This is a genomic window from Mycobacterium sp. IDUB_28, from assembly GCF_055419285.1.
Window position 1 is genome coordinate 95422 of sequence record NZ_JBVAXK010000013.1, and the last position, 15577, is coordinate 110998.

General features: G+C 67.0%; 12 protein-coding genes. 4 read left to right on the forward strand and 8 right to left on the reverse strand.

Annotation, left to right across the window (positions count from 1 at the left end; genetic code table 11):
• Nucleotides 1-62: 62 nt before the first annotated feature.
• The gene (locus ACZYZ9_RS23085; protein ID WP_463828594.1) at nt 63-527 is read right to left on the reverse strand and encodes a hypothetical protein; all 465 of its coding nucleotides are present in this window, start codon (nt 525-527) and stop codon (nt 63-65) included.
• Nucleotides 528-634: 107 nt separating this feature from the next.
• Nucleotides 635-3739, reverse strand: coding sequence for a Kelch repeat-containing protein (locus ACZYZ9_RS23090; protein WP_463828595.1), 3105 nt, complete (start codon nt 3737-3739; stop codon nt 635-637).
• 125 nt (nt 3740-3864) lie between these two features.
• Between ACZYZ9_RS23090 and ACZYZ9_RS23095 the strand changes: the two genes are divergently transcribed.
• Nucleotides 3865-4713, forward strand: coding sequence for an arylamine N-acetyltransferase family protein (locus tag ACZYZ9_RS23095; protein WP_463828596.1), 849 nt, complete (start codon nt 3865-3867; stop codon nt 4711-4713).
• Here ACZYZ9_RS23095 and ACZYZ9_RS23100 read toward each other — a convergent pair.
• From ACZYZ9_RS23100 to fadD3, 5 genes are read right to left on the reverse strand one after another with little or no spacing between them, the layout of a single operon-like run.
• Entirely contained in the window at nt 4678-5844 is a 1167-nt protein-coding gene (locus ACZYZ9_RS23100; protein WP_463828597.1) for a pyridoxal phosphate-dependent aminotransferase, read from the reverse strand. The two genes, ACZYZ9_RS23095 and ACZYZ9_RS23100, sit on opposite strands and share 36 nt — an antisense overlap.
• A complete protein-coding gene (gene ipdE2 / locus ACZYZ9_RS23105; protein ID WP_463828598.1) occupies nt 5841-6794 on the reverse strand; it encodes an acyl-CoA dehydrogenase IpdE2 in 954 nt (317 codons plus the stop codon). The genes ACZYZ9_RS23100 and ipdE2 overlap by 4 nt, the downstream gene beginning before the upstream one ends.
• A complete protein-coding gene (locus tag ACZYZ9_RS23110; protein ID WP_463828599.1) occupies nt 6791-7732 on the reverse strand; it encodes an acyl-CoA dehydrogenase family protein in 942 nt (313 codons plus the stop codon). The genes ipdE2 and ACZYZ9_RS23110 overlap by 4 nt, the downstream gene beginning before the upstream one ends.
• An 8-nt stretch (nt 7733-7740) precedes the next feature.
• Nucleotides 7741-8877 carry an acyl-CoA dehydrogenase family protein gene (locus tag ACZYZ9_RS23115; protein ID WP_463828600.1) on the reverse strand — a complete coding sequence of 379 codons (1137 nt, stop codon included), beginning with the start codon at nt 8875-8877 and terminating at the stop codon, nt 7741-7743.
• A complete protein-coding gene (gene fadD3, locus ACZYZ9_RS23120) occupies nt 8877-10406 on the reverse strand; it encodes a 3-((3aS,4S,7aS)-7a-methyl-1,5-dioxo-octahydro-1H-inden-4-yl)propanoate--CoA ligase FadD3 (RefSeq protein WP_463828601.1) in 1530 nt (509 codons plus the stop codon). The genes ACZYZ9_RS23115 and fadD3 overlap by 1 nt, the downstream gene beginning before the upstream one ends.
• A 103-nt stretch (nt 10407-10509) precedes the next feature.
• On the opposite strand from fadD3, the gene ipdE1 reads away from it, so the two are divergent.
• Together ipdE1 and ipdF are read left to right on the forward strand one after the other, a co-directional pair.
• Nucleotides 10510-11658 (forward strand): acyl-CoA dehydrogenase IpdE1, encoded by a 1149-nt coding sequence (ipdE1, locus tag ACZYZ9_RS23125; RefSeq protein ID WP_463828602.1) that lies wholly within the window; start codon nt 10510-10512, stop codon nt 11656-11658.
• The gene (ipdF, locus tag ACZYZ9_RS23130) at nt 11655-12443 is read left to right on the forward strand and encodes a (5R,7aS)-5-hydroxy-7a-methyl-1-oxo-2,3,5,6,7,7a-hexahydro-1H-indene-carboxyl-CoA reductase (RefSeq protein ID WP_463828603.1); all 789 of its coding nucleotides are present in this window, start codon (nt 11655-11657) and stop codon (nt 12441-12443) included. Before ipdE1 ends, ipdF begins: the two co-directional genes overlap by 4 nt.
• A 25-nt stretch (nt 12444-12468) precedes the next feature.
• Here the strand turns inward: ipdF and ACZYZ9_RS23135 are convergent, their stop codons facing one another.
• Nucleotides 12469-14127 carry a PPE family protein gene (locus tag ACZYZ9_RS23135; RefSeq protein ID WP_463828651.1) on the reverse strand — a complete coding sequence of 553 codons (1659 nt, stop codon included), beginning with the start codon at nt 14125-14127 and terminating at the stop codon, nt 12469-12471.
• 294 nt (nt 14128-14421) lie between these two features.
• On the opposite strand from ACZYZ9_RS23135, the gene ACZYZ9_RS23140 reads away from it, so the two are divergent.
• Nucleotides 14422-15555 carry a hypothetical protein gene (locus tag ACZYZ9_RS23140; RefSeq protein ID WP_463828604.1) on the forward strand — a complete coding sequence of 378 codons (1134 nt, stop codon included), beginning with the start codon at nt 14422-14424 and terminating at the stop codon, nt 15553-15555.
• Nucleotides 15556-15577: the final 22 nt, after the last annotated feature.

Below are 15577 nucleotides of genomic sequence, written 5' to 3' on the forward strand. Positions count from 1 at the left end.
TAACGCTGCTGCGAAAGGAGTTTGGAGGGAGTTTTCGCAGCAGCGTTACTTGACCGGGGAGTTCAGTTGCGGGCCCCACGGAAATGCTCGTCGTCCTGGTAATTTCCGGATTCGCCGGCCCACGCCTCTGCACCGGTCGCCGCGGTGCGATCGGTGCGGGCTGCGTCCGGCTGCTCTACGCCGCCGGTCGGGTGCAGCTGCTCGGCGCGCTGCCACTGCTCGTCGAGTTTCTCGCGCGAGGTGGCCGCTTCGCTCTGGTGGGCGGCGGCGCGGTCCTGCAGTCGGGCCGCCTCGGCGGCTTTCGCCTCCGCCTCGGCCTGCGCCGCGCGCGCCTTGGCCGCAGTCTCTTCGGCGAGCGCCTCGCGCCGCTCCACCCGGGAAGTCTCCACCCGGGCCTGCTCGCGGATCTCCTCGGCCTGCTGCACGCGGCGGCGGCGTCTGGCCCTGGCCGCGAGGGCGGCGATCAGCGCGATCAAAGCGATGATTACCAGTGCGGCGATCACAATCCGGACGGTGTTGTCACTCATGATCAGCTCCGTTGCTCGATCGATCTGCGGTGGTGTGGGCGAACGTCTGTAACGAGTCCCCATATTCCACAGAGCTAAAACAAGCGAACGCCGCACCCGGAATGGTGCTAATTGAAGTCGAGGGCCTCGACGGTCGCGGTGCCGCCTTCGTGGGAGGGGCGATTCGCCCCACCGATGACGTAGATGGTGTGGCCCACCGCGGCCACCGCCTCACCGTGCCGCGGGGTCGGCATCGGGGTCAGCGTCGACCATTTCGCCTCGGCCACGTCATAGGCCTCGACGACGGCCAGCACCTGGGTCGGTTCTTCGCCGCCCACGGCGACCACCCGCCCGTCGATGAACGTGGCGCCGTAGCTTCCGCGCGGTGTCGGCATCTCGACCAGCTTGGCCCAGCTCCCGGCTGCCGGGTCGAACCGCTCCAACGCCGCGGAATTTTTGTCGGCAGACAGGAACCGCCCACCGACGGCGTAGACGTAGGTGCCGTCCGACACCGCGGCCAGGTGCTCGCGCGGGGTCAGCATGTTGGCGGAGTCTTTCCACGACGTACCGTCGAAGACCTCGGTCTGGGGCACCAACTGCTTGGCGCTCTGCCCGCCCATCACGACGAGCTTGTCGCCGACCACCGCGGCCGCCGGTGCCGCCCGCGAATGGGTCAGGCTGGGTAACTCGACCCAGTTGTTGCCGCGCAACGCGAAGACCTTATTGGATGCGTCCGCGATGTTGTCGCTCGCGCCGCCCAGCACGATCACCTCACCCCGATACGTGGCCGCAGCCGCATGGTGCAGCGGTATCGGCAACGGAGGTCCGGTTTCCCAGACGCCGGTGCTCGGTTGGTAACTCTCGACGGTGGTCAGCACGCCGCCGTTGTACAGGCCGCCCATCAGCCAGATCTTGTCGTTGAGCACCGTCCACGCCATCATCAGCCGGGGGCTCTTGGCCGGGGGCAGGGTGCGCCATTGGGCCGCGGGTTGCGTCTTGCGAGCCGGCAAGGTCAGCGACTCCGCCGTGGAAACCACCTGCTGATCTGTGGCGTCGGTCGACCCGCCGATCGCGTACACCGTCTTGGCCACCGCCGCGACCGCCATGCCGTGCCGGGCCGACGCCATGTCGGGCAGGTTGTCCCAAGACTTGGCGGTCAGGTCGAACACGGACACGCTCTTGAGCACCTGACCACCGGACAAACCGCCGGCGGCCACCAGACGTCCATCGGCGATGGCCACCCCCAGGTCACTCCGCGGCTGCGGCAGCGACGGCAGCGTGGTCCAGGTCTTGGCATCCGGGTCGTAGGCCTCGACGGCGGCCGAATCGGTGCCTGCACTGGCTCCGCCGACCACGTACATCAGCTTGCCGTCCGAGGCGGCGGCGGGCAGCTGCCGCGGCGTCGGAAGGGGGGCGCCCAGGATCCAGGAGTTGCCGTCGAAAATCTCGGTGGTGCTCACCAGTGCGCCGTTGGCGTCCACACCGCCGGCGACGATGATGCGGTCGCCGATCACTACCGCGGCCGCGGCCGCCCTGGGTTGCAACATCCGCGGCAGCTCCACCCAGTGGCTGTTGACTACACGCCAAACCTGGTCGCTGGCAACGGGTTTCGCGCCCGTCGTCTTCCAGCCGCCAAGTATCACCGGATTGCCCTGCCAGGTCACTGCCGAGGCACGCTGAATCGGGACGGGAAGGTCGTCGCCACCCTTCCATTCGTCGACGGCCGGGTCGTAACCCTCGTGCCGGGCGGTGACCGTGCCGTTGCTGCCGACGCCGCCGAAGATCCATATCGTGCCGTCGGACTGCGTGGTCGCTGCGGCATCGCGCGCGATGCGCGCATTGGTGATCGATTTCCACTGCACCGGCGCCTGGGTCGGCGGGTGGGACGACGCGTTCTCGTGTTTCTCGGCCTGGGGAAGCGCGATCAGGACGATGCCGGCGACCAACAGCAACGCCGCGGCAACCGCGGCCGCTATCAGCAGGCGGCGCCTGTTGGAACCCGGCGGCCCGAATCGTCCCGCCGTGCCGGCCGGTTCAGGGCGGTGTGGTGGCGGCGTGCCGCCGGTGCCGGCCGGCGGTTGGGCAGGTGCGGCGTTCGCGGTCCGCAGCACCTGCGCGGCCTCGGAAAACTCGTCCCGGCCAGGGTCGCCCTGGGAGGTGGGGGGCTGACCGATGAACGACGTCGGCCCGTCCTGGCGTGGGATCTGCCGGGTCGGCGAATGCATGTTCGACGTGTCCGGGCTGGGCGGCGGAGTCTGCCGGGTATCGCCGGTCGCGCCCGGCGGGGTCACCGACACGCCCGGGGTCAGTATTGCGGTGCGCCCGGTACCGTCCGGCGCGCTGGTGATGGCCATCGCGTCGGGCTTCAGGCCGTTGGCGCGCTGCGCGGCTTGCAACTCGCGTCCGAACGCCTCCGCCGACGACGGGCGTTTCGCGGGCTCGATCGACATTGCGTGCTCTATCGCCGCGCACACCGAGTCGGGGATTCCTTCGGGGCGCAGATCCGGGACGCCGCTGGAACTGATGCGCAGATACTGGGCGATGAGGTCTTCGCCCTTCCTGCGCTCGTGTGCGGCATTGCCTGCGATCAGCGCGAAGATGGTGGCGCCGAGCGAATAGACATCGGAGACGACGGTCGCCTGGTTGCCGGTCATCACCTCTGGCGCGGTGTAGTCGATGGTGCCGGAGAAGAACCCCGTTGCGGTCTCGTAGCCACCCTCGATACGGGCGATGCCGAAATCGCTCAGTTGCGGTTCGCCGTAATCGTTGATCAGCACGTTCGCCGGCTTGATGTCGCGGTGCAACGTGCCGTTGCGGTGGGCGGTTTCCAGTGCCCCGCAGAGCTTTACACCGATCCGCAGCGCCTCGGGCCACGGAGTCGCACCCTCGTTGTGCAAACGCACCGCCAGGGAATCCGCGGCGTGATAGGGCATTACGATGTAGGGCCGGTTGCTGGTGGTGACCCCTACCCGCAGGATGTGGACGATATTCGGGTGGCCGGACAATCCGCCCATCGCGTAGCCCTCGCGCAGGAAGCGTTCCTGACTCTCCTGGTCGAAGGAAGACGGCAGCACTTTGACCGCAACGCTTCTCCCCAACGCCGTCTCCGAACAGCGGTAGATGACACCGGCGCCGCCGCGTCCGACCTGCTGCGCGTCTTCGAAGCCGGCCGCTGCCAACTCCGCAACGATCCCGCTGGCTGCCGCGCCCTCGGTAGGGGAGTCTTCAGGCATATCTCGGCGTTTCCCCTTCGCGGCGTTGGATGATGCGCGAGGTCAACAGTAGCGAACCAGTTCCTTGCGTAGGTACCGTTCCGGCAACTATCGCCCGGGAGGGTCGTGGGGGCCACAATGGCGGCATGGCACTGGATCTGACCGCGTACTTCGAGCGCATCGACTACCGCGGCGCTGCTGAGCCGACCCTGGAGGTCCTCGAACAGTTGATCGCCTCCCACACCCGGGCAATCCCGTTCGAGAACCTGGATCCGTTCCTGGGTGTGCCCGTGGACGACCTGAGCCCCGCGGCACTGGCTGACAAGCTGGTCCACCGGCGTCGCGGCGGTTACTGCTACGAGCACAACGGCTTGCTGGGATATGTGTTGGCCGACCTGGGTTTCAAGGTGCGCCGCCTGACCGGACGGGTGATTTGGATGAGGGCTCCGGACGCCCCGATCCCGGCGCAGTCCCACACCGTCCTGGCGGTGACCTTCCCCGGCTGCGCCGGCCCCTACCTCGTCGATGTCGGCTTCGGTGGCCAGACGCCCACCTCGCCGCTGCGGTTGCTGACCGGCGGTGCGCAGCAGACCAGGCACGAGCCGTACCGTCTGCAGGACGGCGGCGACGGACTCGTCCTGGCGGCCCGGCTGCGCGACGAGTGGCAGCCGTTGTACGAGTTCGCCACGAAGACCCGGCCGCCGATCGATCTGACGGTGGGAAGCTGGTATGTCTCGACGCATCCGTCGTCGCACTTCGTCACCGACTTGATGGCGGCCCGAGTCACCGAGGAGGGGCGGATGAACCTGGGCGGGCGCACGCTGGTCATCCACCGGCCCGGCGGCACCGAGAAGATCGACCTCGACGACGCGGCAGCGGTGGTGGACACCCTCGCCGCCGATTTCGGGATCAACCTCGGCGACCTGGACCGGGCCGCTCTCGAGGCCCGCATCGACGCGCTACTGGCGCGGGAGCCACGAACCGAGCCGGCGTAACGCCTCTTCGACGTCGCCGGTCGGTCCGGCGAACGACAGCCGGACGAAGGAGCTGCCCCGTGCCGGGTCGAAGTCGATACCCGGTGCGATCGCAACACCGGTGTCGCTCAACAATTTCGAACAGAACCGCAGCGAGTCGGCAGTGAAGTCGGAGACGTCGGCGTAGACGTAGAACGCACCGTCGGTCGGGGCCAGCCGGTCGAGGCCGATGCCGCGCAGTCCGTCGAGCAGCAGCGCGCGGTTCACCGCATAGTGCTGCAGATTCGTCTCGGCCTCAGCGGTCGATTCCGGGGTGAACGCCGACACCGCGGCGATCTGCGACAACACTGGCGGGCAGATGCTGAAGTTGCCGGTCAGACAGTCGACTGCGCGGCGCAGTTCGGCCGGCACCAGCAGCCAGCCCAACCGCCAGCCCGTCATCGCGTAGTACTTGGAGAAACTGTTGACCACCACGGCATTTCGCGAGGTCTGCCAGGCCGAACTGGTCTGCGGCGCCCCGTCGTACACCAACCCGTGGTAGACCTCGTCACTGATCAACCGCACGCCGGTGTCGTCACACCAGGATGCGATCGCCGCGAGTTCCTCCGGCGGGATCACGGTGCCGGTCGGGTTGGCCGGACTGGCGACGATGACGCCCTGCACCGGCGGGTCCAGCGCGGCCAGCATCTGGGCAGTGGGCTGGAACCGGGTCTCGGGTCCGCACGGGATCTCGACCACTTCACATCCCAATGCCGACAGGATGTTTCGGTAGCAAGGGTACCCGGGACCGGCCATCGCGACCCGGTCGCCCACGTCGAAGCAGGCCAGAAACGCCAGCAGGAAGCCACCCGAGGATCCCGTGGTGACGATCACCGCATCCGGCTCAACCGAAATACCGTGACGCACTTGATAATCTGCCGCTATCGCGGCCCGCAGCTCGGGAATGCCCAGCGCTACGGTGTAACCCAACTGGTTGCGATGCAAGGCCGCGGCGGCCGCGGCGCGCACCGGTTCCGGGGCACCCACGCTGGGTTGGCCGGCCGACAGATTCACCAGGTCGCCGTGCGTGCGCTGGCGCTCGGCGGCCGCCAGCCAGACATCCATCACGTAGAACGGTGGGATGCCTGCGCGCAGCGCGACGTGCCGGGTCACGATGCCGGCAGAACTTCGGATTCCAAGCCGCGCAGAATGTCTCGCGTAGTGCTCAGCAACTGCGCACTGCCGTGGGCGCGTTTGAAGTACAGATGCATATCGTGTTCCCAGGTGATCGCGATCCCACCGTGCAGCTGAATAGCCTCGGCCGCCACCATGTTCAGCGCCTCGGTCGCGGCCAGTCTGGCCGTGGCGGCATTGACGGGTGTGGGCTGGTCGCATGCCTCGTTGACGACGGCCTTCGCGGCGGCGACGGTGACGTACAGGTCCGCCATCCGGTGCTTGAGCGCCTGGAAGCTGCCGATCGGGCGGCCGAATTGCACGCGGCTCTTGGCATATTCGACGGTCAGGTCCAGACACCGTTCGGCAGCACCGATCTGCTCGGCCGCCAGCAGAATGGCCGCGAAGTCCGCCAGACCCGGATCGGCACCCAGGTCGGCGGCGGTGTCCGTGGGGGTCAGGCGCGCCAGTCGGCGAGTCAAATCCATGGTCGTCACCGGTTCCGCGCTGAACTCGGTCCACCTGCTCACCCGGCCGTCGGCGGCGGCCACGACGACGTCGGCGACGTCACCGTTGACCACGTAGTCCGGGTCGAGCACCAGCGCCCCGATCGAGCTGCCGTCGGCCAGCGCCGCCAGCGTCTCGGCATCGGGTTCTGCCGCGGCCAGCAGCGCGAGCTCGGCCAGGGTGGTACCCCACAGCGGGGACGGCACCAGCGCGCGGCCCAGCTCCTGCAGCACCGTGGCGGCATCCGCCAGTTCGCCGCCCGCGCCGCCGAGTTCGTCCGGGACGACCAGCGCGGCGGCGCCGACCTGCTCGCACAACAACTGCCACAGCGACTCGTCGTAACCTCGTTCGGACTCGATCGCCGCCCGCACGGCGGCCGGGCCGGCGTGCTTGCCCACCAGTGCGGCGACGGTGTCGCGCAACATCTCGCGTTCTTCGGTCATAACGCCTCCAGCACTCGTCGCCGGTGCGATCGCGGTGTACCCCAGGCCGATCGCAACGCCTGCACCCGCAACAACAACAGCGATAGGTCGTGCTCCTGAGTGAAACCGATGGCACCGTGGGTCTGCAACGCCGAGCGTGCGGCCAGCAGACCAGCTTCGGCCGCTGCCGCTTTGGCCGCGCTGACGTCGCGGGGCTGCATCGACAGCGCCGCGCCGTACACCAGCGGCCGGGCCAGTTCGACCGCGATGTGCACGTCGGCAAGCTTGTGCTTGATCGCCTGATACGAGCCGATCACACGGCCGAACTGGGACCGCTGTTTGGCGTAGTCCACGCTGCCGGCCAGCAACGCCTCAGCCGCACCGACCAGCTGCGCCGCGGTGGCCAGTGCGCCGAACTCGAAGGCCCGGTCGACATCCGCCGGCCAGGCGTCCCCGGTGGCCGTGACGTCGAACAGGCGACGGCTGGGGTCCACGGACTCGTGGCGTTCACCGGGGGTCGCTTCGCTGACGTCTTGGTCCACCATCAGCACCAGCCCGGCGACGTCGGCGTCGACCGCCCGCGGCACCTGTGGCGGCAGCGCGACGGTGGCGATCAACTCGCCGGCGGCCAGCCGGGCGGAGCGCTCGGCTTGAGCATCGCAGGCAAGCAATACCGGTGCGACGGCGATGGATTCGGTGACCGGGCCGGGCACACACCAGCGTCCGAGGCGCTCACACGCCACCACCAGATCGACCGGCGATGCGTCGATGCCGTCGTACTTCTCCGGCACCATCAGCGCGGTGACGCCGAGGTTGGCCAGCTGCTCCCACACCTTCAAGCCGGGTTTGGCATCGCCTGCGGCCCAGGCGCGCACCGCGCCCGGGAGGTCCGCGGCGCCCAGGGCGGCGTCGATGCTCGCGGCGAAGTCACGCTGCTGTTCGTCGAGGATGAATTCCATTGGCGTTTCTACCCCTTCTTTTCTCGAGGCAGGCCGAGCAGGCGTTCGGAGATGATGTTGCGCTGAATCTCGTTGGTGCCGGCGTAGATCGGGCCGCCGAGGGCGAACAGCAGGCCTTCGGTCCACGGGCCGGCCAGTTCGCCGTCGGCGGCGCGCAGATCGAGTGCGGTCTGGTGCAGTTGCACGTCCAGGTCGGACCAGAACACCTTGGTGACAGACGACTCCGCGCCCAGTTCGCCTCCCGCGGCCAGCCGGGTGACGGTGCCGAAAGTCTGCAGCCGGTAGGCCTGCGCCTTGATCCAGCCGTCGGCGACCCGGTCGGCGAACTCCGGTGGTGCGCCGCTCTCCTTCCACAGCTGCACCAGCCGTTCGGCGGCGGCCAGGAACCGGGCCGGGCTGCGCAGCGACATGCCCCGTTCGTTGCTCGAGGTGCTCATCGCGACGCGCCAGCCGTCGTTGGGCGTGCCGATCACGTCCTCGTCGGCAACGAAAACGTCGTCGAGGAAGATCTCGCCGAATCCGGTGTCACCACCCAGTTGGACGATCGGGCGTACCGTCACCCCCGCGGCCTTGAGGTCGAACATGAAGTAGGTCAGCCCTTGATGGCGCTGGGATTGCGGATCGGAGCGGAACAATCCGAATCCCATCTCGGCGAACGGCGCGCGGGAGCTCCAGATCTTCTGCCCGTTGAGCAACCAGCCGCCGTCGGTCCGCGTCGCGGTCGACCGCAACGACGCGAGGTCGCTGCCGGACTCGGGCTCGGACCAGGCTTGTGCCCAGATCTGTTCGCCGCTGGCCATTTTCGGCAGAATGCGGTCCAGCTGCGCTGCGGTGCCGTGCGAGAAAAGCGTGGGTGCCAGCATCGAGGTGCCGTTGGCGCTGGCCCGGCCGGGTGCTCCGGCCCGGAAGTACTCTTCCTCATAGACGACCCAGTGCAGCAGTGGGGCGTCGCGGCCGCCGTACTTCTCCGGCCAGGTGATCACCGACAAACCGGCATCGAAGAGCACTTTGTCCCAAATGCGATGTTGGGCAAAGCCTTCGGCGTTGTCGTAGGACTTCGTCGGGATCGAGTCGCGGTTGGCGGCCAGGAAATCGCGCACCTCGGCCTGAAACTCCTGGGTCTGTTCGTCCAGTTCTAGATCCATCACGTCATCTCTCGCAGTTGTGGTTTGACCACCTTGCCGCCTGGGTTGCGCGGCAACGCGTCGACGAACCGCACCGAGCGCGGTATTTTGAAATTCGCCAAATGCGCACGGGTGTAGGCGATTACCGACTCCTCATTCAGATCGGCACCGGGCCGCGTCACAACGAAGGCGCGGCCCACCTCACCGAGTCGCCGGTCAGGGATCCCGATGACGGCGGCGTCGGCGATCCCATCCATGCGGGCCAACACCTGTTCGACTTCGGCCGGATAGACGTTGAACCCGCCACAGATGTACATGTCCTTGAGCCGGTCGGTGATGCGCAGGTTGCCGGCGTCATCAACGGTGCCGATGTCGCCGGTGTGCAGCCAGCCGTCGGCGTCGATCGCGGCCGCGGTCGCCGTCGGATCGTCGAGGTAGCCCAGCATCACGTTGGGACCGCGCAGCAACACTTCACCGCTGTCGTCGATGCGTAGCTCGAAGTCGGCGAACGGGCGCCCACAGGTGGTCGCCACGGTCACCGCGTCGTCCTCAGGCCGGCAGGCGGTGCCCATGCCGTTGGCTTCGGTCAGGCCGTACGCGGTCAGCACGATGTCGATGTCGAGTTCGGACTGCATGCGTTCCACCAGCACCACCGGAACGGTCGCCGCGCCGGTCACCGCGAACCGCAGCGAACTCAGGTCGTAGTCGGCGCGGGCCGGGTGGTCGAGCAGCACCTGATAGATGGTCGGCGGCCCGGGCAATACGGTGATGCGGTGCCGCTCGATGGCCTGCAGCGTGCGCAGCGGATCGAAGGTCAGGTGCGGGATCAGCGTCGCGCCGGTCTGCAGACAGGCCAGGATGCCCGCCTTGTAGCCGAAGTTGTGGAAGAACGGGTTGATGCACAGATAGCGGTCCGCGCTGGTGATCTTGCCGTTGGCCGCCCACGCTGCCGATGCCGCCAGCGACTGCCGGTGCGCGCACAGCACACCTTTGCTGCGGCCGGTGGTCCCGGAGGTGAACAGGATGTCGCTGACGTCGTCGGGTGTGACGGCCGAGGCGCGCCCGGCTGCCTCGCGGACCGCCGCGGGGTCGTCACCGTGGGCGACGAATTCCGCCCAGGTGCCGTCGGACTCGTCGATCCCGATGCGCACGATGTGACGCAGCGCGGGCAGTGCCGCGCGATCGAGATCCGCGGTCCGGTCAGTGCCCAGGAAGCGGCCGGCGGCGAACAACACCGGAGCGTCGGTGCGGGCCAGTATGTCGGTGGCTTCCTCGGCGGTGTAGCGCGTGTTCAGCGGCACCATCGCGGCGCCGACGTGGTGAATGGCCAGGCAGGCCACCACCCAGTGCCAGGTATTGGGCGACCAGATGGCTACCCGGTCCTTCGGTGCCACACCCAGGGTCACCAGTGCCGCGGCCGCCCGGCGTACTTCGTCCCGCAGGGCGGTCGCGGTGAAGCTGCGGTCGTCGGTGATCAGCGCGTCGTGATCGGGGTAGCGGCGGGCAAGGTCGTCCAGCGCCGCCGGTATGGTCCGGGGATCGCTGGTCATCGACGCTCCTGTATCGATTGCCCGCCTGCTCAGCACACGGCCGCATCGCGGGCTGCGTCGCCAGGCTAACAAAGCAAGTGCTTGGTAGGTTAGCCTACAGGTTATGCAGGACGTCGAAGAGTTCCGGGCCGAGGTACGGCAGTGGCTCGCCGACAATCTGGTCGGCGAATTCGCAGCACTGAAGGGACTCGGCGGTCCGGGACGCGAACACGAAGCGTTCGAGGAACGCCGAGCCTGGAACCAGCATCTGGCCGCGGCGGGCCTGACATGTCTGGGCTGGCCGGTCGAACACGGGGGCCGGGGACTGTCGACCGCGCACCGGGTGGCGTTCTACGAGGAATACGCGCTGGCCAACGCCCCGGACAAGGTCAATCACTTCGGCGAGGAACTGCTGGGTCCGACCCTGATCGCGTTCGGCACTCCCGAGCAGCAGCAACGCTTCCTGCCGCGCATCCTCGACGTCACCGAATTGTGGTGTCAGGGTTACTCCGAGCCGGGCGCCGGCAGCGATCTCGCCAACGTCGCGACCACCGCCGAGCTGGACGGCGACCACTGGGTGATCAACGGCCAGAAGGTCTGGACCTCACTGGCGCACTTGTCGCAGTGGTGTTTCGTGGTGGCCCGCACCGAGAAAGGCTCCAAACGCCACGCCGGGTTGTCGTATCTGCTGGTGCCGTTGGATCAGCCCGGTGTGGAGGTGCGGCCAATCATCCAGATCACCGGCACCGCGGAGTTCAACGAGGTGTTCTTCGACGACGCCCGCACCGAGGCGTCGCTGGTGGTCGGTCAGCCCGGCGACGGGTGGCGGGTCGCGATGGGAACGCTCACTTTCGAGCGTGGCGTTTCCACGCTGGGTCAGCAGATCGTCTATGCCCGAGAGCTTTCGAATGTGGCGGAGCTCGCACAGCGCACCGGTGCGGTGGACGACCCGTTCATCCGGGAACGGCTGACCCGGGCCTGGACCGGGCTGCGGGCCATGCGTTCCTACGCCCTGGCCACCATGGATGTGGAGCAGCCCGGTCAGGACAACGTGTCGAAGTTGTTGTGGGCCAACTGGCATCGCAGCCTGGGTGAGCTGGCGATGGATGTGCTGGGCAAGCCGGGACTGACCCTGGCCGACGGTGATTTCGACGAGTGGCAGCGGTTGTATCTGTTCACCCGCGCCGACACCATTTACGGCGGATCCAACGAGATCCAGCGCAACATCATCGCCGAGCGGGTGCTCGGCCTGCCTCGGGAGGTTAAAGGGTGAGCTTGGCCGAAGCGCCGAAAGAGATTGCCGGACACGGACTGCTGGACGGCAAGGTCGTGGTGGTGACCGCCGCTGCCGGCACCGGCATCGGATCGTCCACCGCGCGCCGGGCACTCGTCGAGGGCGCCGACGTGCTGGTCTCCGATCACCACGAACGGCGCCTGGGTGAGACAGCGGACGAGTTGACGGCGCTGGGGCTGGGCCGGGTCGAGCATGTCGTGTGCGACGTGACGTCCACCGCGCAGGTCGACGCGCTGATCACCACGGCGACAGCGCGATTCGGTCGGCTCGATGTGCTGGTGAACAACGCCGGACTGGGTGGTCAGACGCCGGTGGCCGATATGACCGACGAGGAATGGGACCGCGTCCTGGACGTATCGCTGACGTCGGTGTTCCGCGCCACCCGGGCGGCGTTGCGGTACTTCCGCGACGCGGACCACGGCGGCGTGATCGTCAACAATGCCAGCGTGTTGGGCTGGCGGGCGCAGCACTCGCAGTCGCACTACGCCGCCGCGAAAGCCGGTGTCATGGCGTTAACCCGTTGCAGCGCAATCGAAGCCGCCGAGTACGGAGTGCGGATCAATGCGGTCTCGCCCAGCATTGCGCGGCACAAGTTCCTGGACAGGACGTCGTCTGTGGAACTGCTGGACCGGCTGTCCGCCGGGGAGGCATTCGGGCGCGCCGCGGAGCCGTGGGAGGTGGCCGCCACCATCGCATTCCTGGCCAGCGACTACTCGAGTTACCTGACCGGGGAAGTGATTTCGGTCTCCAGTCAGCACCCCTGAACCGTGGCGCCGCTCTCGGGCGTCGTCAGAACGGGGTGTTCAGCAGTCCGGCGATGCTGAACAGGCCCGCCATTTGCGAACCCATATTCCATAACCCGGTGGTGAAGCCGCTGACGAGGTCCGAGTTCGGTTCGGGCACCGCGGCATTGAAGAAGCCGGAGACGCGGCCGTTCTCACCCAGCGTGGGGTCTGCGCCGCCCGCCGAATTGAAGAAACCCGATATGCTGCCGTTCACCAATCCGCCGGAGGCCCTGTTGTTGAAGCCACTGACGTTCAGACCCGTATTACCGAATCCCGAGGTGGCTGCGCCACTATCGGTGATAACCCCGACGCCGGTGTTGGCGTTGCCGGAATTGAAGAATCCGGTGTTGGTGTTGCCCGAGTTTCCGTCGAAGGTGTTGTAGTCGCCGGAATTGTCCATCCCCGTGTTGAGTACGCCCGCGTTCGCGAAACCGGTGTTCAATCCGCCGGAGTTACCGAAGCCCGTGTTCAACACGCCTGAGTTGCCGATGCCGAAGTTTCCGCTCGCCGAGTTTCCGAAACCGATGTTGCCGAAACCGGAATTGCCGATGCCCAGGTTGCTCAGACTGCCCGGGGCGTAAGGGTTGCTGCCCGTGTTGAACAGGCCGACGTTGCCGCTGCCGGAATTGAAGAAGCCGATGTTGTTGGATCCTGAGTTGCCGAAGCCGATGTTGCCGCTGCCGGAGTTCAGGCCGTGGAAGGTGAACTGTCCGGTGGACAGGTTGTAGTACGCATTGCCGATGCCGATCAGTCTGTTGCCGTCGAGGCCGAAACCGATGTTGTACTCGCCGTTGTTACCGGCGCCGATGTTGGCGGTGCCGTTGTTGCCGAAACCGAAATTGAAGTTGCCCCAGTTACCGGCGCCGGCGTTGCCGCCTTTGTCAAAACCGACACTGAGATTCCCGAGTCCGAAATTGCCCGCGCCGGTGTTCCCGAAGCCGACGTTGCGGTCGCTGTAGTTTCCGCCGCCGATGTTCGCGTTGCCGTTGTTGCCCCCGCCGACGTTCGAGTTGCCTCGATTGCCGTTGCCGAAGTTGCCGGCACCGGTGTTGCCGCTGCCGACGTTGCCGCTGCCTCGATTGCCGACGCCCAGGTTGAGATCCTGCGCACTGGCCACAAGCCGGCCGATACCGGGCAGTTCCGACAGCGTCTGCTGCCAGGACGACAGCTGTGCGACCGCCGCGGACGCAGCGCCGTGGTAGCCGAGCATCGCGGTGACATCGGCGGCCCAGAACTCCTGGTAGATTCCCTCGACTGCCGCGATAGCCGGAGCGTTGAGCCCGAAGATGTTGGAGCGGAACAGGTTCAGCATGGTGTTGCGATTTGCTGCGATCAGCTGGGGATCGACGGTGGCCGCCTTGGCCGCTTCGAAAGCACTTGCCACCGCGGTAGCTTGGGCGGCCGCGACGGTCGCCTGTGCCGATGCCGAGTTCAGGAGCGTCGTGTACTGAGCCGCCTTGGCGGCCATGGCGATAGCTGCCGGACCGTGCCATACCTGTCCGGCCAGGTTGGCGGTCACCGAGCCGAAAGATTCCGCGGCGGAGCCCAGTTCGTCGGCCAGTCCGCACCATGCGGTGGCCGCTTCCAGCATCGGCGCCGCTCCCGCTCCGGCGAACATCCGCAGTGAATTGATCTCCGGCGGCAACGTCAGGTACAACACGATTCCGGCCCTTCCTGTGTCGGAGCAACTGTGGACTGACTGAGCAAAATTCGACCCGGGAGAACATACGACGCGACGAACGGATTGTGTGGTGTTTCGCGGAATTGGCGCCGCCCGGTCGACAATGCGCGACCGAACGTCGCCGCGCACCGTGACGGCCGGCCACCGGCGGCCGGATCGAGCGCGGAATAACCGCAACGAGACGACTTAGGATCAGCCGAGGCCTGGCATCGGTTACGGGCCGTTCAACGGGGGATGCACATAGCTGATGAGCAACGCTGGGAAAGAAGGTTTGTGGTGACTACGGGTCCATGGGGCCAGGCCCCAAATCCCGCTGACGGTGCGACCCAGGCCGGTTGGCAGCTGCCGCAGCCCGGGTCCGCGCCGCCGGTGCCGGCCCCTCCGGCGTGGCCGGGGCAGCCGCCGTCGGGCTACCAGCAGTGGCCGTCGGGTCCCCAGCATTTCGGCCAGTTCGGACCACCGGGCCCGCGCAACCGAAAGCCGCTCATCATCGCCCTGACTGTCGCCGCCGCCGTCGTCGTGGTTGTCGTGTTCGTCGTGATCGCGGTGGTGTCGTCCGGAAGTGACGGCAGATCGGGCAGCGCCGGGGACGCGGTGAAGGGATACCTCGAGGCACTGGCGCGGGGCGACGCGGAGACGGCCCTGAGCTACGGCAGCGATCAGCCGGGGTCGAAGGAATTCCTCACCGACGAAATCCTCAAGAAGCAGATCGCGCATTGGCCCATCACCGACATCAAGATCCTCGGCGACTCCGGTGCGCTGAGTTTCGGCCAGGTTCACGTGAGCGCGAAGTTCGGCGAGAACATGTCCGATGTGACGTTGTCGACCAAGAGGTCCGGCAAGGAATGGAAGATCGATCAAGCGGCGATCAAGATCGACACGGTCAGTTCCGTCGACAACAAGGCGTTCGAGACCTTGACGTTCTTCGGAACCGCGGTCGGCAAGTCGCCGGCGTATGTGTTCCCAGGCTGGGTGAATGCGGGCAGCACCAACGCGAATGTGGCAGTCAAGCTGAAGAAGCCGTACCTGCTCGACAGTCTGTCCACCGGCAGTTTCGGCAGCTTGGATTTCGAGCTGAGCGATTCCGGGCAGTCGGCGATCATGTCAGCCATATCGGCGCAATTGACTCAGTGCACGCGGTCCGCGCAATTGGCGCCGCCCGGCTGCCCACAGCGGGCACGCGATTACGACCTGGTCGACGGCACCGTGGTCTGGGGTAAGCCGGACGTGAGTGGTCTGAGCGTAGCGTTCTTCGACCAATATCATTTGGACGCACGGGTTTCCGGGGACGTCATCTTTCCGTTGACCGCCCAGACCAAGGCCGGCGGGACCAAGTCAGGTCAGGTGCGCTCCTACGTGAGCGCGAAAGCTGACGTGTCGCAGAGCCCACCCGTGGTGACGATGCGCTGACCACCTCGCGGGGAGGCCCGTT